General features: G+C 51.6%; 13 protein-coding genes and 1 pseudogene. 13 read left to right on the forward strand and 1 reads right to left on the reverse strand.

The genetic code is table 11. The features are described from left to right. Position 1 precedes the first annotated feature (1 nt). The 5 genes from AC0YOB_RS01015 to AC0YOB_RS01035 all read left to right on the forward strand — a co-directional run bounded on the left by AC0YOB_RS01015 (position 2) and on the right by AC0YOB_RS01035 (position 7,234). The gene (locus tag AC0YOB_RS01015) at positions 2 to 901 is read left to right on the forward strand and encodes a carbohydrate ABC transporter permease (RefSeq protein ID WP_475791154.1); all 900 of its coding nucleotides are present in this window, start codon (positions 2 to 4) and stop codon (positions 899 to 901) included. 225 nt (positions 902 to 1,126) lie between these two features. Beyond that, complete coding sequence (locus tag AC0YOB_RS01020) at positions 1,127 to 2,767, forward strand: type 2 periplasmic-binding domain-containing protein (RefSeq protein WP_475791155.1); 1,641 nt, start codon at positions 1,127 to 1,129, stop codon at positions 2,765 to 2,767. A 169-nt stretch (positions 2,768 to 2,936) separates the two neighbouring features. Continuing rightward, complete coding sequence (locus AC0YOB_RS01025; protein WP_475791156.1) at positions 2,937 to 5,150, forward strand: helix-turn-helix domain-containing protein; 2,214 nt, start codon at positions 2,937 to 2,939, stop codon at positions 5,148 to 5,150. A 97-nt stretch (positions 5,151 to 5,247) separates the two neighbouring features. Next, a complete protein-coding gene (locus AC0YOB_RS01030) occupies positions 5,248 to 6,294 on the forward strand; it encodes a glycoside hydrolase family 18 protein (RefSeq protein ID WP_475791157.1) in 1,047 nt (348 codons plus the stop codon). Positions 6,295 to 6,361: 67 nt separating this feature from the next. Beyond that, positions 6,362 to 7,234, forward strand: coding sequence for a sugar phosphate isomerase/epimerase family protein (locus AC0YOB_RS01035; protein WP_475791158.1), 873 nt, complete (start codon positions 6,362 to 6,364; stop codon positions 7,232 to 7,234). Positions 7,235 to 7,348: 114 nt separating this feature from the next. Here AC0YOB_RS01035 and AC0YOB_RS01040 read toward each other — a convergent pair. Further along, a pseudogene (locus AC0YOB_RS01040) lies at positions 7,349 to 7,691 on the reverse strand (arginase family protein); the annotation flags it as partial. Positions 7,692 to 7,981: 290 nt separating this feature from the next. Between AC0YOB_RS01040 and AC0YOB_RS01045 the strand changes: the two are divergent. From AC0YOB_RS01045 to AC0YOB_RS01080, 8 genes are all read left to right on the forward strand, one after another. Next, entirely contained in the window at positions 7,982 to 10,213 is a 2,232-nt protein-coding gene (locus AC0YOB_RS01045; RefSeq protein WP_475791159.1) for a helix-turn-helix domain-containing protein, read from the forward strand. Between the two features lie 416 nt (positions 10,214 to 10,629). After that, complete coding sequence (locus AC0YOB_RS01050) at positions 10,630 to 11,460, forward strand: ABC transporter permease (protein WP_475791160.1); 831 nt, start codon at positions 10,630 to 10,632, stop codon at positions 11,458 to 11,460. A 1-nt stretch (position 11,461) separates the two neighbouring features. Beyond that, positions 11,462 to 12,337: a carbohydrate ABC transporter permease gene (locus AC0YOB_RS01055; protein WP_210039488.1), complete on the forward strand. Its 876-nt coding sequence runs from the start codon at positions 11,462 to 11,464 to the stop codon at positions 12,335 to 12,337. A 50-nt stretch (positions 12,338 to 12,387) separates the two neighbouring features. Then, complete coding sequence (locus AC0YOB_RS01060) at positions 12,388 to 13,938, forward strand: extracellular solute-binding protein (RefSeq protein WP_475791161.1); 1,551 nt, start codon at positions 12,388 to 12,390, stop codon at positions 13,936 to 13,938. Between the two features lie 76 nt (positions 13,939 to 14,014). Next, positions 14,015 to 14,893, forward strand: a complete 879-nt coding sequence (locus tag AC0YOB_RS01065; RefSeq protein ID WP_475791162.1) for an MBL fold metallo-hydrolase — start codon at positions 14,015 to 14,017, stop codon at positions 14,891 to 14,893. Positions 14,894 to 14,932: 39 nt separating this feature from the next. Next, entirely contained in the window at positions 14,933 to 15,670 is a 738-nt protein-coding gene (locus tag AC0YOB_RS01070; RefSeq protein WP_475791163.1) for a tyrosine-protein phosphatase, read from the forward strand. 133 nt (positions 15,671 to 15,803) lie between these two features. Further along, a complete protein-coding gene (locus tag AC0YOB_RS01075) occupies positions 15,804 to 16,595 on the forward strand; it encodes an endonuclease/exonuclease/phosphatase family protein (protein WP_475791164.1) in 792 nt (263 codons plus the stop codon). A 419-nt stretch (positions 16,596 to 17,014) separates the two neighbouring features. Beyond that, positions 17,015 to 19,255, forward strand: a complete 2,241-nt coding sequence (locus AC0YOB_RS01080) for a helix-turn-helix transcriptional regulator (RefSeq protein ID WP_475791165.1) — start codon at positions 17,015 to 17,017, stop codon at positions 19,253 to 19,255. Positions 19,256 to 19,296 lie beyond the last annotated feature (41 nt).

Consider the following 19,296-nt stretch of genomic DNA (forward strand, 5'->3'; position numbering starts at 1 on the left):
TATGTTTAAACGAAATCAGATCAAGGATCCGCTTGGCGACCGCATCTTCATGGGTTTCAACTATGTATTTCTGATTATTGTGCTGTTGGTCGTCTTTTACCCGCTGCTCTATATTGTCAGCTCCTCCTTCAGTTCCTCCCGGGCGGTCACGTCGGGGCAGGTCTGGCTGTTTCCGGTCGATTTAAACTTCAAGGCGTATGTTTCTATTTTTAAAAGCTCGCAGCTGATGTTGGGTTTCTACAATACGATTATTTATACCGTCGTAGGGACTTTGATCAATGTGGTGCTGACCGTTATGCTGGCGTATCCCTTGGCCCGCAAGACGTTTTATGGCCGGAGCGCTATTATGATCCTTATGATGATCACGATGTTCTTCGACGGAGGTCTCATTCCGACCTACCTGCTTATGAAGGATATTCATTTGCTGGATACGCGATGGGCGATGTGGCTGCCTGGAGCACTGGCTGTATTCCAGGTCATCGTGGCGAGAACGTTCTTCCAGTCTTCGATTCCGGAGGAGCTGGGGGAGGCGGCGGAAGTGGATGGCTGCCGGGATACCCGGTTTCTGGTCAGCGTCGTTCTTCCGTTATCGAAGCCGATTCTGGCCGTCATGACCCTGATGTATGCGGTCGGCCACTGGAATGCTTACTTCGATGCGCTGATTTATCTGCGGTCCGAGAGCTTGTTCCCGCTGCAATATGTGCTGCGCAATCTGCTGATCCTGAACGCCGCCGATCCGGCGATGTTGGCCAATACGAGCCAGCAAATCCGCGATCAGGGGTTCGAGCAGGTGCTTAAATACGCATTGATCGTTGTAGCCAGTATCCCTGTTCTCATCATGTACCCGTTCGTTCAAAGGCATTTTGTCAAAGGGGTTATGGTGGGCTCCTTGAAAGGATAGAACATCCGTGGTATCCACCACGATCCACAAAAAGGGCTTGAAGGGAGGTGCGGGGAGCGCCGTGGATTTCGGGATAGGGATTGATAGCGCACATTAACATGAGTGTATGCCGCATTACAAGGTGACACGGCTTCAGCCGTCCTTTGGCGGCGAGGCGCGTTTCATTTCGGCAAAGTACGGCGGAAATTTATACTTTTTTCTATTTTACAAAAGGAGGAGTCAGGTTTGAGAAAATCTTGGATTTCGATGCTGCTGGTAATCATGGCTGCGGTTTCAGTGCTCTCTGCTTGCAGTACATCAGAGGAGAAAAATACAGAAAGCAGCAACGGAAGCAGGGAAAGCGCCGGCCCCGTAACGATGACCTTCTTTGCTCCGCAGGGCAAGGCCCCTATGGAAGACAATGACTTCACGAAATTTATTGAAGAGAAGTTTGACGTTAAGCTGAAATGGGATCTGGCTCCAACAGACGCGCTGCAGGATCGCAGGCAATTGCTGCTCGCGAGCGGTGACTATCCTGAAGTGTTCCTTCACGGCAAGTTCACAACCTCGGATCTCCAGACTTACGGGAAACAGGGAGTTTTCCTCCCGCTGAACGATTTGATTGCCAAATATGGACCGAACCTTACGAAGATAATGGAAGAGAAGCCGTATTTTAAAGAGGCAATCACCGCACCGGACGGCAATATCTACGCGCTGCCTATATTCAATGAGTGCTACCACTGTACGTATGCGCAGAAATACTGGATCAACACGGAGTGGCTCGACAAGGTGGGCCTTGCAATGCCAACGACGACGGATGAGCTGTACACGGTGCTTAAGGCGTTCAAGGAAAAGGATCCGAACGGCAACGGCAAGGCGGATGAAATCCCGCTCACCGGCGCACCGAACAAATATGTATGGAACGGGAGTATCGATGCTTATTTGATGAATAGCTTCATCTATAATGACAACGATAAATATTTGATCGTCAAGGATGGGAAAGTGGAGTTTGCAGCCAACCAGGAGGGTTGGAGGAAGGGTCTGGAATACATGAACAAGCTGTATGCGGCAGGTCTGGTTGATCCCGCTTCATTCACGCAGAACGATCAGGCGGTCTCGCAGCTGGGCAGGAAGGAAGGCGATGAAATCGTCGGTTCCATTACAACGGCGCTCGTCAGCTATTTGGTCGATACGTATGACAAGAAGCTTACCCGCCATCAGCACTGGGACATTGTGCCTCCGCTGAAAGGGCCGGACGGCGTGCAAACGACCGGCGTCACGCAAAGCGTAGGGGAATTCGAATTCGCGATCACCAACAAAGCTTCGGAAGAACAGCAGATAGCCGCAATTAAAATTGTCGATTACATGTTCAGCGAAGAAGGCGCCTTGTATGCGGAATATGGGCCAACGGAAGGGAAAGGCTGGAAATTAGCGGGTACGGATGAGAAGAACATCAACGGCGAACCAGCCAAATACACGTACTATAATCTTCCTGAACGCGATCCGAACGTCATAGTCAACGAGAGCTGGTCGCAAATCGGAGCGCATGACTTGTCCAACACGTTCCGCAACCTGTTTGCAGAAGGACAGGATCCTTTATCGGCGGAAGGCTACGGCACGCGTCTGGCGCAAGCAACCAATGTCTACAAGCCGTTTGCTCCGCAAGAGGCATACCCTTCGAATGTATTTATTCGCCCGGACGATACCGAATCGGCAGCACAGCTGACCACGGCAGTTAAGGATTACGTGCAAACCAACATGGCTCAATTCATTATCGGCAGCAAGAGCATCGAGAAGGATTGGGATGCGTATGTAAAAGGCTTCGACGGATTGGGCCTTGGCAATTATCTTGATATCTATCAGCGTGCGATTGAGAAAACCCAGTAGCAACACAACGTTTGTTCACAAGGGCTGTTCTGCCTGTCAGACATGACGCGGAGCAGTCTTCTCCTTTGACAACCCCACTTCATCCTATATAATATAATGGATCAAAATTAGCGGCCTGGTCAGAGGGTTGTCGTCTTACGAATAAACAGTGGTGGGGGGCACTTCGGAGATGAACAACAATTGGTTTAGACGTTTGCTGCTATCTTATTTGCCTGTCTTTTTTATTGTGACAACGATTTTGTTTATTATCTTTTTCCAGGTATTCAATGAACAGAACCGGAAAGAAGCGCTGAAGGCGAATGAGTTCCTGGCATCGCAGGTCATGCAATATTTGGATAATTCATTGCGCTCCATTGATTTTAAAGTGCTGCGCGAAATTTTGACGAATCCCAGCCTGAAGAACTATTTTGCCGTATCCGGCAGCCATGACGTGTATGCCGGCATTCAGGCTGTTCAGGTGATTGATGATTTAAAAATAGATTTTCCATTAATTGATTCGATTTATTTGGTGCGCTATAAGGACGACACGGTATTCAGCAACGGCAAGGGGGTCCCGATCAGGGAGTTTCCGGATGCGGCGTTCATCGGGGAGAGCCGTGCCGCGAACAGCCAGAAGTGGGCGGGGTCCAGAGAATTCAAAGCCTTCGATGAGGCGGCGCAGCCGGCCAAGCATGTCATTACGCTGGTCCGCAGTGTGGGGAGCGGCCAGGGTCTTATGGTGGTTAATGTCGACTTGCAGTCGCTGCGCAAATCCATTATGCAGATGTACGATCCGGAATTTACATTCGTGAATGTATTCAACCGGTCGGGCGATAGTTTATGGGAGAATAATAGGGCGGGCCGTGATAGCGCAAGCCTTGCTTCAGGCGAAGTGTTCTCCGAATTCACATCGGGCTACAGCGGCTGGAAAGTAGAAACGGGTCTTAATAATGGCAAGATCATTAAATTTGCGCTGAAGTTTTATGATATTTGGTTTGCTTTTGCAGTAGCTGTCGTGTTCATCGGAGTGATATGGGTAATCTATGTGACTCGCAGAAACTACAAGCCGATAGAGCAGATTGTGACGCTGATCCAGACCGTCTCCTCCCAGACACAGCTGGGTCCTGTGAAGGAAAACGAGTTTCGCTTTATCCAGAACACGCTGGAGCGTATGATTGATCAAACGAGGCAATATCAGGAGGAATACGAAGAGAATCTGCTTTTGCAAAAAAAATATTTCTTCCAGGAGCTGCTGGAAGGCGCGCGGGAGTTCGCCGACAGTGATTTGCAGTCGGAAATGAGGAAGTTCAACCTCCCGGAGCTTGCGGACAGGTGGACTGTGGCAGTGGTGGAGATTGACCGCTACCGGCAATTTGCAGCAGACTACCATGAGCAGGACCAATCTCTGCTCAAGTTCGTACTAATCAGCATTCTGCAGGAAAACACGCGTCAGGAGGGGAATGAGGTATGGGCGGAATGGATTTCAGACCGCCGGCTGTATGCGATCCTGTGGCTTCCTGAAACATTGCAGCCGGAAGAGGTTGAACATCAGGTGCTTTCCGGGTATCTTGATAGGGTAGAGCAGTATCTCAATTTCACCGTCACGATCGGAATGGGTCAGGCTGCGTCTGACCTGCGGGGTCTCAGGTCCTCCTTGAAGGGAGCGGTTCGAGCCCTTGATTATAAAGCGGTTCTGGGGGTGGGCCAAATCATCCGGTTCGCGGATGTGCCGGATTCCAAAAATGATGTCTACGAGCTCTTGAAGACGATCTCGCTCCTGGTACAGGCGATGCGGGTATCCGATGAAATCTGGGAGAAGCATTTTGACCGGTTGTTTGAACAGATCACGGCATCCGTGTTGTCACGTCAGGAAATGATCAATACGGTTCAATTGTTGTTCCAGCAATATAAACGCGAGTTCGCGGAGCTGCCCCGCGAATATCTGGAGTTATGGACCGCGCTGCTCGGCCGCCTGCTTAACCAGCTGGACGATTGGGAAACGGCAGATGACCTCCGGCTGCTTTGCTGGGAAACGTTCCGGGAGCTGGCCCAGCAGATGCAGACGCTGCGCTATGCCAAGAAACATCGGACGCATATTTTACGAATCCGCAAATATGTCGAGGAAAACTATCATAATCCCGAGCTTTCACTGAACTACTTAAGCAATTTGTTTGATATCAATCCGAAATATTTGAGCAAGCTGTTCAAGGACGAGATCGGAGAGAAGTTCGTGGACCTGCTGATCACCCACCGCATCGAGAAGGCTAAGCAGTTGATGATGGAGACGGATAAGCCGATACAGGAGATCAGCGAGGAAGTAGGCTATACGAATTACAACTCCTTCAATCGGGCGTTTAAAAATGTGGTCGGCATTGCTCCGAGCGATTACAGAAAGGCCATATAAAAGTCAAGCCCATGAGGAGAATCTGCAGATGGATTACAAAAACGCTTCGCAGCAGGGAAGCGGCGTCATAGGAACCATATGAGAAAGGAATGAATGGATGATGAGTCAGAAGTTTATTGTGGGGTATGCGGGCGACCGGGCGCTTCCTGACATCACGGCAGATGCAGCCGGAAAGCTCACCCATCTGAATGTCGCGTTCGGGCATGTGGAGCAGAATGAAATTCGCGTTGGCCATCTGAAGCATCTTGACTGTCTGGACCGGTTGAAGGGCGATCATCCAAAGCTGCAGATTCTATTATCTGTCGGAGGCTGGAGCGCAGGCGGCTTCTCCGAAGCGGCCTCCACGCAGGCAGGCAGGGAGCGGATGGCCCGGTCGGCAGTTGAGGTGCTGGAGCGCGGTTCTTTTGACGGGATCGACCTCGACTGGGAGTATCCGTGTTATGCCGTGGCCGGGATCGCGGCGTCCCCGAATGACAAAGTAAACTTTACGCTGCTATTGAAGGAAATCAGAGCGGCGCTCGACCGCAAAACGGCTGAGGATGGCCGGCATTACTTGCTGACGGTTGCTGCGGGGGCGGATCAGTATTACCTCGACGGCACGCAGATGGATCAAGTCCAGCAATATCTGGATTACGTGCAGCTCATGACCTATGATATGCGCGGCGGTTTCCAGACCTTGACGGGCCATCATACGAATCTGTATGCATCGACAGGGGATTTATTCCGGATCAGCGCGGATGCCTCCGTCCGCATGTTCGAGAAGGCGGGCGTCCCCCGCGATAAATTGGTGATTGGAGCCGCGTTCTATTCCCGGATGTGGAAGGACGTTCCGAACCATAACTGCGGTCTGCATCAGATGACTGGCGGGCCGGGAGGATATGGTCCCGATTATACGAATCTGGCAGCGGACTATAGGAATAAGAACGGGTACACGCGCTATTGGGATGATGAGGCGAAAGCGCCGTACCTGTTTGACGGGAGTTCGTTTATCACGTATGAGGATGAGGAATCCATTCATCACAAATGCAGCTATGTCAACAATGAGGGGCTAGCCGGCATCATGTTCTGGGAATACGGATGCGACACGACGTTGACACTCCTGAACGCTATAAGCAAGGAATTCACGCGTGGCAATCAATCATGATCAACCCGCGTCGTTGTCGCCTGGCCGTAAGGAGTTCATTTGAAAATATAATCTGGGAGCTGAGAAAATGAAAGTAGGCCTTAGCACGTATAGTTTGTTAAATGATTTGAAATCCGGCGGAATGACCGTTCTGGACGTCATCGACTGGATTGCCGGGAATGGCGGCGAGCATATGGAAATGGTTCCCTACGGGTACACGGTGGAGGATAACCCTGAACTGGCTGACGCCATTCGCGAGCGGGCAAAGTCCGCAAGCATTGAACTGTCCAACTACTCCCTGCCCGCGAATTTTGTTCAAGAGACAGAGGACGCTTTCGAAGAGGAAATGGCCCGGGTCAAAAGGCATGTAGATGTCGTGCACCGGATGGGCATGACCCATATGCGCCATGACGTAACGGCATTTACGCTGCCGCAGGAGAAAATGACGATAGCCTGGTTCGAGGACAGCCTGCCCCTGATCGTCAAGGGGAGCCGGATCATTGCCGATTACGCCGCACAGTTCGGCATTACGACCACGATCGAAAATCACGGCTTCAGTGTACAGGCGAGCGACCGTGTCCAGCGGGTTCTGCATGCGGTGGATCGCCCCAACTTCAAGACGACGCTCGATATCGGCAATTTCATGTGCGTAGATGAGAACCCGGTTATCGGAGTGATGAAGAATCTGCCGTATGCGTCTCTGGTTCATTTCAAAGACTTCTATTTCCGCCCCTACGACGAGCATCCGGGCGAAGGGGAATGGTTCAGAACGGCCCATGGCAATTTCCTGCGCGGAGCAATCGTCGGGCACGGCGACATCCCGATTAGGAAAATTGTCAAGCTCATCAAGGATTCCGGATACGATGGCAGCATTACAATAGAGTTCGAAGGCATGGAGGAATGCAAGGCAGCGTCCAAGATCGCCATGGACAACCTGCGGCGTTTTTGGGAGGAGGCATAGGGGAGTCTGAAAAGAAATTCCCCATGCTCAGGCAGCCAGCAAGCCCGGAATCTGAATCGGTTCCGGGCTTGCTGCCCCAAAGGCAACCGCTTTTTTCGCCAATCTCCTCGCCCATTACTTATTTAAAATAGAAATTTCTCCAAGCAGCTTCTTCGGGTTAATTGAATCCCACGGCATATGCTCCGTTATACCTAATCCAACTACATCGGTTTCTTCAGACCGTTCTTTAATCAGCTTCTTTAGTTGAGGCATTTGCATTGTTCCCGGAGTAGAAAGATCGTAAGGCCGTTCATTAACTCTTTGGTTCCAGCAGATTTATACCCAGTCTTTGAATGACTTCCGAATCTTGTTCTCCTTCTCCCAAAAGATTCCCGAGAGGCAAGGTATGTCAGTTGTCATACCTGGCAAATCGAACTAAATCGCTGTGGGCATCGATCCAAATTAAACTTAATTCCCCGCGGATATTTGCAATTCCTTCTTAAACAGGTGACACTACGATAACAATTGATTGGTATTATACGTCCGGGAAGCGTCAAGCTCGTCCGTTTATTTAGCCTGCCTTGAACTGCGGTCAGACCGACAGCAAAATATGACCAAGCACGGAGGCGCCAATTATCGTTAAAGGAGGAGGGCGCTATCAACTCCTGGTTTTGGAGTCCAATTATCCGGGCATGGAGGAAGCGGACAGAACGGGGGCGGCTTTTTCGCAAAAATCTTGCGATCGTCCTGTTCATCTCCAGCCTGCCGATGGCGTTGATTGCCGTCAGCACGTACCTGATCAGCGCGAGACAAATCGAGCGGGAAGTCGATTATACGCATCAGCTGAGGCTGATGCAGACGGCGGAGCAGCTCAATGAGCAATTCTCTCAAGTGGAAATCATTGCGAACCAGTATGCGCAGCAGGATTTGTTTCAGAATCAGCTGAACGAGGATTCGTATAACGATAATTTTCGTCTGGCGCAAAATATGTTCGAGCTGCTTACACGCCTCAACTCCGCCGACCGGATGATCAAGCGGGTTCAGCTGTACATCAAACGGAACAACGCGCTGATCTCGCCCTATCAAGGCGCGATGGCCATTACGGATCGGCAGGAGCAGGAGAAGTATGCCGCGCTGCTGCGGTCCGGCGACGGATTCTTCTGGAAATTCGGCGTTACTTCGGACCGCGGGGCTCCGCTGTCATCGATGACGCTCATTCACAAGCTGCCGGTGATCAGCGCGAATCCGTACGGCGCGTTCATTATCGACCTTGACCCCGGGGAAATGAACAGCCTTCTGCGCGTATTAAATCCCGAGAATTCGGGAGCGGCGTTTATTTTGAACGACAGCATGAATTGGGTCGCAAACGGCGCGTCGGAGGAGACAGAGATCAGTCCCCTTGCCGCCGCATTGCGGGAGGAGATTGCTAAGGGGAAGCTGGGCGAGGCGTTCAAGTTCGACTGGGACGGTCAAAAGTATGCGGTTGGGCAGTATGAGATGTCCAAGGTCGGCTTGACATTCGTGACGGCGACGCCGCTTAGTCTGCTGAGCCGGCCAATCATCATTACGTCCCGGCTGATGCTTGCTGCCAGCTTCTTCGGACTGATCATCGCATTCCTGTTATCCTGGGTGGCGACGAATCAGCTGTACCGGCCGATCAGCAGGATCGTCGGACTGTTTCGCGGCAGGCGGATCGGAGCGGGACCGAACGACAGCCGGGACGAGCTTGCATTTATCGAGAAGCAGTGGCGGCACCTGACGTACGAGAGCCGGGAGTTCCAGACGCGGTTTGAGAACAGCCTGCCGGCGCTCCGCAATGCATTCTTGATTCAGTTCGTGGATGGGCATTATTATTCCATGTCGGAGCAGGAAATCCGGGAGCGGATGGAATCGTACGGTTGGGATGTCGATGGCAGGAGCTTTTCGTTCACCACCATCGAGCTGTTCGACCTGGCCGGCCGGGAGAGCGGATTTTCCGAGGGGGACAAGCAGTCGGTGACCTTCGCCGCGGCCAACATTGTGGAGGAACTGGTGCGCAGCCGGGAGGTGGAAGTGAGTGTCGTCAGTTTCCAGGGCATGCTGCTGGGCGTGTTTTTATCCTTCGCGTGCGACGGGGACAAGGAACGGACGAAGACGAAGCTTATGCAGCTTTCCGAAGAGATCATTCACTATCTGCACACAATGCTGAAGGTGAATGTGACGATCGGCGCGGGAAAGCTGACCGATCAGCTGAAGTCGATTCCGGATTTGTACGCGCAGGCGAGGAAGGCGCACAGATACCGCGACCTGGAGGCAATCAATCAGATTCTCGATTTGGACGGCTGGTCGGATATCGATTACGACGGTTTTACTTATCCGGTCACGGCCGAGAAAGAAATTTTGCAGGCCTTGCGGATGGGCGGAATTGAGGAAACGATGCGTCTGATCGAAGCGTTCATTACGGAGCTTCATCATAATTCCACCAAGGAATTTTACGTACTGCAGGGGATGCATCAACTGCTGGGCAGCATTCACCATACGCTGATCCAATCCGGCTGCAATCTTCACGAGATTTATGGCGGTGTCAATCTGTACGAGGAGCTCGCCGGACTGCGCAATTTGGGGGAGGTTCTGACATGGTGCCGCTCCAGGCTGATCGAGCCGTATATGCAGTGGGTCGAGGAGACGCAGGGGATCAAGCTGAAGCAGCTGGTGGAGAAGGTGGTCACGGTCATTCACCGCGACTATATGACGGACATTACACTTGAGTCATGCGCCGATTTGCAGGGCACCTATATGAAAAAGCTGAGCCTCGGCTTCAAGCAGATAACGGGCATGAATTTTATCGATTATTTGACCAAGGTTCGCCTGGACAAGGCGAAGGAGCTGCTGAGGGAGACCGACAGCAAGATTCACGACATCGCCGAGCAGGTTGGCTACCAGCCGTCGTATTTTACGCGCATCTTCAAAAAGTATGAAGGAAAGACGCCTGGCCAGTACCGCGGCGCATTGGAACAATAAGCGGATTACAACTAAAAACTGCGGGCCGGCCTGTGGCAGCCTGCGGTTTTTTTTGTCGTATTGACCGTTCTCCCGCCGCGCCGGGAGCTGCCGGAAGCGTCTTGCCGCCCCATTTGTTATTTCCGGCAATGGGACATATATTCTGTTGGAATTGTAAAGGCGAAGATGGGGTCAAAACCCGCCTAACAGGGGGATTCCCGGGGAGAACGGCGGGGAAAATATGTCTCATTGCCGGAAACAAGGCCTCTGCTTACAATAAACCCGATGAAAGGAGGAGAGGTGCGATCAACGATTCAAAATCATTATCTAACGCAGCCGGGCAGGCCCGGCAAAGTCGGACGCGACGGGAAATTGTCTTCAGCCGGATCGTTCGCGAACGGCAGCTGATTGTACTCGCTCTTCCGGGGCTGGCATTTATGATTCTGTTTAAATACGTGCCGCTGTGGGGCTTGATTATCGCCTTTATGGACTACTCGCCTTATTTGGGAATTCTGCACAGCGAGTGGGTGGGGCTGGAGCATTTCCGGCGGTTTTTCGCAGACTCGGATTTTATCGTTCTGTTTCGGAACACGATGGGAATCAACCTGCTCAGCCTGATCTTCTTCTTCCCGCTGCCAATCGTTCTGTCGCTGCTGTTGAATGAAGTGCGGAACAACATGTTCAAACGCATCGTGCAGTCAATTGTGTACCTTCCGCATTTTCTGTCATGGGTGATTATTGCCGGGCTGTGCTTCCTGCTGCTCGGTTCGGAGGGCGTGATCAACAGGCTGATCATGGCTTCAGGCATGCAGCCGGTCGACTTTCTGACCAATCCCAAGCTGTTCTGGATCGTGCTTACGGCACAATCGATATGGAAGGAAGCGGGATGGGGCACGATTATCTTCCTCGCGGCGATCGCGGGGATCGATCCGGGACTGTACGAGGCGGCGAAGATCGACGGCGCCGGCAGGCTGCGGCAGGCGTGGCATATTACGCTGCCGGCTATCCGCAATGTCATCGTCATCCTGTTCATCCTGCGGATAGGCCATATGATGGATGTCGGCTTCGAGCAGGTGTACCTGATGGCGAACGGAGCCGTCGCCGACGTGGCCGATGTATTCGATACGTATGTATACCGGCTGGGCATCCAGCAGAGCCAGTTCAGCTTCACATCGGCCGTCGGCATGTTCAAATCCGTGATCGGATTCATCTTGGTGATCGTTGCCAACAGCTTGTCCAAGCGTTTCGGGGAGGAGGGTGTGTACTAAGATGAGAGAGTTATGGGGAAGCAGGGCGTTCAACGCGGGCAATCTGATCGTGCTTGCCGTCCTTGCGGTAGTTACGATATTCCCGATCTATTATGTGTTCGTCATTTCCTTCGTCACCCCGGAGCAATATTACCGCGGCGGTCTTATCCTGTTTCCGGAGAGGTGGACGCTCGATTCCTACCGGTATCTGCTTTCGACCGGCGCTTTTGTCAGAGCGGCGGGAGTCAGCGCGTTTCTCATGGCGGCGGGGACGGCTTGCAGCCTGGTGGTGACCTCATCGTTTGCCTATGCGCTCTCCCGCAAGCGGATGCCGGGCAGAAAGGCGCTGCTGCTGCTCGTACTGCTGACCACGCTGCTCAATCCGGGCATCATTCCGCAATATTTGCTGGTTCGCGATCTTGGATTGGTGAACAGCCTGTGGTCGCTCATCATTCCTTCGCTCACCAGCGGTTGGTATATTTTCCTGATGAAAGGGTTCTTCGACAGCGTGCCGGCCAGCCTCGAAGAGGCGGCGAAAATCGACGGCAGCTCGGACATCGGCGTATGGGCGAAAATTATTCTGCCGCTCTCGCTTCCGTCGATCGCCGCAGTCGGCCTGTTTTATGCGGTGGGCTACTGGAACACATTTTTTAACGCGGTGCTGTATATCAACGACGCCGGCAAATACCCCTTGCAGGTGCTCCTCCAGAACATGCTGATCGACTCGTCTACGGCCATGGGAGGCGACGCGTCCGAGCTGAGCCTGCAGAAACGGATGCCCCCGGAAATGCTGAAGATGGCTGCCGTCATTGTGGCGACCGTGCCGATCCTGTTCGTCTATCCGTTCCTGCAGAAGCATTTTACCAAAGGCGTCATGCTGGGCTCGGTAAAGGAATAGCCCGCAAGCCTTTTTATTATAAATGAGATTCAATACTAAGGAGGATATTCATGAAATTGATGGGAAAGAAATGGCTGCTTCCGCTTCTGGCGCTTGTGCTGGTTGCGGCGGGCTGCGGCAAGGAAGCTGCGAATGACGCAGCTTCCAGCTCCACCGCTTCAGGTGCTGCTGCTTCGGATGCTCCGCAAGAGATCACCGAAATATCCGTGATGTCGCCGTACTATCAGCCTGAGCCGTTTGCCGACGATAACGTGATCAAGAAGGAATACGAGAAGCGTACGAACATGAAGATGGACGTGACCCTCATCTCCAGCAACAATTACGAGGAGAAAGCCAACGTCACGCTGGCGTCCGGAGACATTCCGGATCTGATGGTGCTGACGGACCCCTTCACCCCGAACGTGCTTACCATGATGGAGCAGGGCGCTTTCTGGGATCTTACGCCTTACATCAAGGACTACCCGAATCTGGCGGCTTACCCGCCGGATGTATGGAACAATACGAAGGTCAAGGGCAAGAACTACATGATCCCGCGGGTGCGCGCGCTGGACGGCGACAGCTTCCCGATCATCCGTCAGGATTGGCTGGACAAGCTCGGGCTGCCGGTGCCGCAGACGCTGGACGATTTTTATAACGTGATGAAGGCTTTCACGGAGAAGGACCCGGACGGCGACGGACAGAAGGATACGTACGGGTTTACGGGGAGCGTGGACTCGGATTCGATGGGCAACTTTGTCATCTTCCAGAACCTGTTCAACAATTCCAACGGCAAATGGAAGCTGGACGGCGACAAGCTCGTTGATACCGATCTGCTGCCGGGCACCCGCGACATGCTGGTGTATCTGAGCAAGGCGTTCGCCGAGGGATTGATTCCGAAGGATTTTGCCATTATGAAGACGTCGCAGCACGAGGATCAATTGAAATCCAACAAGGCGGGCAGCTTCAACAACACGCTCAACAATATCAACAACATCGGGGTCGATCTGGTCAAGGTGGCGCCTGATGCGCAATTGATGTCGCCGCTGTATATGATCAGCCCGAACGAAGCGAAAATGTCGATTCGGGGCACGGGGATGACCGGCGGACTGGTCATTCCGAAGAAGACCGTTTCCGAGGAGAAGCTGAAGAAGATATTGGCCATGCTGGACTACGGCTCTTCACCGGACGGGCTGATGCTGAAGAAGGGGCTGCTTGGCGTTCACATCAAGGAAGCCGAATGCGGATACGAGGATTTGCCGCAGAAGAAGACCGACAACTTCGGCGACATCGGACAAATTTTCAACGGATACGACAAGTACGGCCGTGTGCCTGCGGCGGGATCGTTCGTCACCTGCAAGCAGTATGCGGATATGCAGAAGCTGATCGATGACCGCGAGCAGTACAGCATTGGCAGCCCAGCCGTCGGCTTGCAGAGCGAAACGTTTAATCAAGTGGGACCGGAGTTTATGAAGAAGATTCAGGACTTGAAAATCCAGGTCATCATGGGCAAGCAGCCGATCGAGGCATGGGACAAGTACGTAAACGAATTGAAGGCGGATGCCAAGTACCAGCAGATCATCACGGAAATGAATGCGGCTTATAACGAACGCTTCGCCAAATAAAGGCGTCCGCCGCGCCGCCTGCCGCTTGAGGGTGCAGGCGGCTTGCGGCGACGCCGCTTCATGGAGGACCAAGCGAATGAACATGACATTTCTGGGGACGGGCGCGGCCGAAGGCGCGCCGTCATACTTCTGCCGCTGCCGGTTGTGCAGCAGAATCAGGGAAGCGGGCGGCCCCAATATCCGCAGCCGTTCCTCGTTTCGCATCGATGCGCAGCATCAGATCGATTTTAGTCCGGATATTTTCTATCAGATGACCAAGCTGGGGCTTGATGTGTTCGATTTGGAGCATCTGCTCGTCACCCATACCCATAAGGATCATTTTGACGTCGGGGAGATCATGTCCAAGCTGAACCGGATCGAGCACAACCATAAGCCGCTGCATATCTACTTGAGCGAGCCCGCGGCCGATTGGAGCAGGAAATTGCTCGACGTGTACGGTCTGGACGCGGCTCCCGGCAGGTCGGACTGGGGCGGCCGGTTTATCATTCACCCGCTTCGTTATTTCGAAAGCTATGAGGCCGGCAGGCTGAGGGTAACGACCGTGCCCGGCAATCATTACGCCATGGGCAGGAACGAAATGGCCATCAATTATCTCATTGCTCTGCCGGACGGCAGGAAGCTGCTGTATGCATCGGATACCGGCTGGTACACCGAGGAGACGTGGCGGTTTCTGGAGGGGAAATCGGTGGATTTGCTCATTATGGAGTGTACGTTCGGCAATCGCGAAGGATATCCGAAATATGCCAATTCCCATCTGGACATTCCCAATTATGTGCTGATGCTTGAGCGCATGAAGGAGATCGGACTAGTGAACGAGCGGACACCTGTATGGGCGACGCATATTAATACGGCCCATCAATTGCTCCACGATGAGATGCAGGCGGAATTCGACCGCACCGGTCACCGTGTCGCCGTTGCGTATGACGGGCTGTCCATCGACGAAGAGGGCGCTTGATATGCAATATTAATTTCAATATAAAGGCGGTTATCATTCATGGATATGCAAACGGCAGATCAACAGCGCGTTCTTCAAATAGAAGGCGCCTATAACGTGAGGGATCTCGGCGGGTACAAGACGAAGGACGGCAGGACGACCCGCTGGGGCTTGCTGTACAGAGCGGACGGCCTGCACGGGCTTAGCGGGAAAAGCCGGGAAAACCTCGTGAACAGAGGAGTCTCTACGGTCATTGACCTGAGGTACAGCAGCGAGCTGGCCGAGCAGCGGGACGTATTCGCCGATTCAGGAGATGCAGCCTATCATAACATCAGTCTGATTCATGCAGCTCAGGGCGACTATCTGCGCAGCCTGGGAGAGCTCTATATTGACATTATTGAAGGCTCCCGGGAACCGATGCTTCGCGTATTCTCGCTCCTGGCCAGCTCCACCGGGAGCGGTGCGACTTTGTTTCACTGCAAGGCGGGCAAGGACCGCACCGGCATAGTCGCGGCTCTGCTGCTTGATCTGGCAGGCGTGCCGCACGAGATCATCGCGGAGGACTACGCTCTCACGGCCGTATGTCTCGCTCCCTTGATGGAGGAACTGCGCAAAGGCCGTCCAATGACGGTGAGCCCGGAACAGTACGAAATTCATCTCGGTTCTCCGCCGGAGAATATGATTGTGCTGCTGAACCATGTGAAGACAGCCTACGGGGATGCCGAGGGCTACTTGCTGTCGATCGGTCTGGAGGCCGAACAGATTCAGGCGCTGAAGCAGCGGCTGGTTGAAGGCTAAAGACTTGCAGAAGGCCGGTGAAGAAGTTGCGGAAAAGTCGGCAGGGGAGTTGGAACAGCGAGTGGAACCCCCTGTCGACCACAGGTAACTGATCTTTCGCTGGGCTTATATAAAAAAGGAGAAGTGATATCAGATGGAAATGACAGTGATGACATTCAACCTGCGGACGAGTACGGCGAGCGACGGTGACCATGCCTGGGTCTACCGCTGCGACAAGGCCGCACGCATGATTCGCGAGCATGCTCCTTCCATCCTCGGGACGCAGGAAGCCCGCGCTCATATGCTCGAGGAGCTGATGCTTGACGAATACGGCTGGGTCGGCGCGGGACGCCGCGGGGGCAATGAAGACGAGCATTGCGCAATTTTTTACAAGCAGGACGAGCTCGAGCTCATCGAGGATCATACCTTCTGGCTGTCGGAGAATCCCGAAGTGGAATCCAGCAAAGGCTGGGACAGCTCACTGCCTCGCATCTGTACGTGGGCACATATCCGTCATAAAGCGGATGGTACCGAATTCCTCGTGTTCAATACGCACCTGGATCACAAAGGCCGGACGGCAAGAGTGAAAGGGATCGAGCTGATCTGGAGCCGAATCCGCGAAATCCGCGCCCGGAAGCAGCTCCCGGCGATGCTGATGGGCGATTTCAATTCGACGCCGGATGAGCTCGCCGTGCAGATCATGCGCGGAGAAGTCCCTGTGGCGGACGGCTTGGTAGAGATGAAGGACGTATATGCGGTCATAGACGGCCCGATCGGCACTTCGGCCAACCCCCAATTCTCCGGTAATCTGGAGGGAGGCGTGATCGATTATATTTTCGTTACTCCCGAGATGGAGGTGCTCTCCGCAGAGATCGACCGGCGCCGGATCGACGGCATGTTTCCTTCGGATCATTATCCGGTAACGGCGCGTCTGCAAATTACGTGAATGGGATTTTTGTTAATTATCTCCTTTTGAGCAGAACGCATTTTGCAGTCTCCTTGGTTTGTTTATGGTCCGGCAGCCAGTCAGCGCCTGGGACCATAAATCATACCAAGGGGCTTTTTTTTTCTCAAACCTTGCAGTCGTGCATAATAGAATGCTGCCCGCTCAGTAAAGGGCGATCATGGTCAAATGCGGGAGAGCTGAGCCTTTCCAGGGCATGGCTCCCGTTAGTCAGCTTGATGTTAGCCGCCGCATCCCCCGGTACGATTAATAAGGGAAACGAACGTTTTTAGGCCGCCGCAGAACTTTATTTTCGGCGGTAAAATGAACTTGACGGTAGGCAGGCTGAAGAATACCATGAGAGTGGGACATATTGGAAACCGTAGTTGCAGTATAAATTTAGTTATGGGGAGGAGATGAACATGAAAAAGACCAGATCCTGGTTTTACAAAATGCTATTTTCGTACCTTCCTGCGTTTTTCTTGCTGTCTTGTGTATTGTTCTTGATCAGCTTTTTGGCAATTAGTGAAAATATTAAAAAAACGACAGTTAAGTCCACTTATGTTTTCAGCGAACAGGTTAGCCAGGTATTGGAAAATTTTTTGCGGCCGATTGAAAGAATGGTGACTAAAGAAATATTGGTTGATACCACCTTCATCCAATATTTCAAGGATCACAAATATGGAACATATGAAAATTATGAAATTGTTCAAAAATTAAGAAGTCTTTCATTGGATTTTCCGGATATTGACTCCGTTTATGTTTTTCGTCAAGCCGACCATATGGTATTGAGTGAAAATATGTATTCGGATTTTAATCAGTTCGCTGACAAGGATTTCATCTTATTGCAGTTAAATCAGAATCTGACCGCTTCCTGGTCGGAGAAACGAATGTACTACGACCAGAAAGCAAGAAAATCCAGCGAAGTCGTGTCACTGGTAAGAAAAGTTCCCTTTCTGACCGGAGATCAGGGGATTGTTGTCGTGAACATAAGCGTGAGTACAATTCGAAGCCTGGTTATGAATATGTCCAGCCACAATATCAATTTTGTCAATCTGTACGATAGAGCAGGAAGTCTGATTTTCAGCACGGCGGTTGAACAAGGCAAGGAAGATACCGCCAAAGGCAAAGAAATCGTAAAAGTAAAATCCGATTTTACCAATTGGATAATAAGCAGTGGAATTAAAAACGCGGAAAGCTTTAGTTTCTTTTCGGGCTTTGCTTATTTTTGGGTCGCTACCTGCTTTTTAACATTGCTCGTCGGCGTACTCTGGATTGTTTATGTGACCCGAAAAAACTACAAGCCTATCGAATCGATTATGAATCGGATCAATGAGTTCTTCCTCAATAAGAACTATGATATTTTTGGAAAAGGCAAACCGGACGAAATGAGATTTATCTCTATGGCCATCGATAATCTTCTGGAACAATCCAATACTTTTCAAAACCAATACGCCGAAGATCTTATTCACATACGCCGGCATCTCTTTATGGAGCTGATGAGCGGACATCGCGCCTTTACGCTTGAAGAATGGAAAACGAACATGAGGCGGCTTGGGCAGGAGGAAAGCTTTGATGAGGTATCCTTCGGCATATTAGAGATTGATAAATATCCAGAATTTTCAGTCCAGTATTCGGATCGGGACCAATATCTGCTTAAATTTGTCATTCAGAGCATGGTTAATGAAATGGCTCAAAATCATTTCATCTCTATATGGTGCGAGTGGATTACCCATTCAAGGTTGGGCATTTTATATTTCTTGAACAATAAGCATGAACAATTTGAAGAGCAATTGAGCAGCTCCATCCCGCAAATGTGCGGCACAGCGATCGCCTGGGTCAATGATAATTTGGATTTTACGGTTACGATTGGCATGTCGGGCTATACTGACAATCTTGCTGATTTGCCCGGGCTGCTTGAAAAGGCATCGGATAATCTCAATTACAAAGCGATATTGGGGAATCAACGGGTTATTAACAGTTCGGATATTATTCTCAAACCCAAACAGGACATATTCACTCATTTACAGCTTGTCCATCAGATCGTCAAGGTTTATCGTATGGGTGAGGAATGGGATGCTTTATTCTTGCGTTTTTTTGAAGAAATGAAGATGGCCTTACTTTCGAATAAGGATATAACAAGCTTAATGAATTACTTCATCTTTTATTTGGACAAAGAAATGAATGCGGTTTCATTGGAGGTTCAGAGCATTTGGACAAAAACCGCGTTGTCTGATTTGACCTTAATGCTGCAGAAAGCTGAGATGCTCGATGAGCTTCAAACCCGTACCCATCAAATCATGAAAGCATTAGAGATGGAGCTGCGTTCTCTGAGGGAAAGCAGGGCCAACTACCAACTGATCCACGAAGTTAAAAAATATATTGAAGAGTGTTATGCGAATCCCGATCTTTCCCTTGCTTACTTGAGCGATGAATTTAATATCAATGCCCGCGCTTTAAGCGAATTGTTTAAGAAAGAGTATGGGGAAAAATTCGTTGACTACCTGGTTCGAATTCGTTTGACTCGCGCTAAGGAGCTTCTGCAAAGTACGATGGAGCCCGTGCAGGATATCGCTTTAAAGGTTGGTTATGTGCATCCGTTTTCCTTTATTCGGGTATTTAAGAAAGTGGTTGGCATGACTCCTGGCGATTTCCGCAAATAAGGCGAGCCGTATCCTTTGTCTATTGACATATAATGATGGAC

Source organism: Paenibacillus sp. JT31N17, assembly GCF_056269255.1.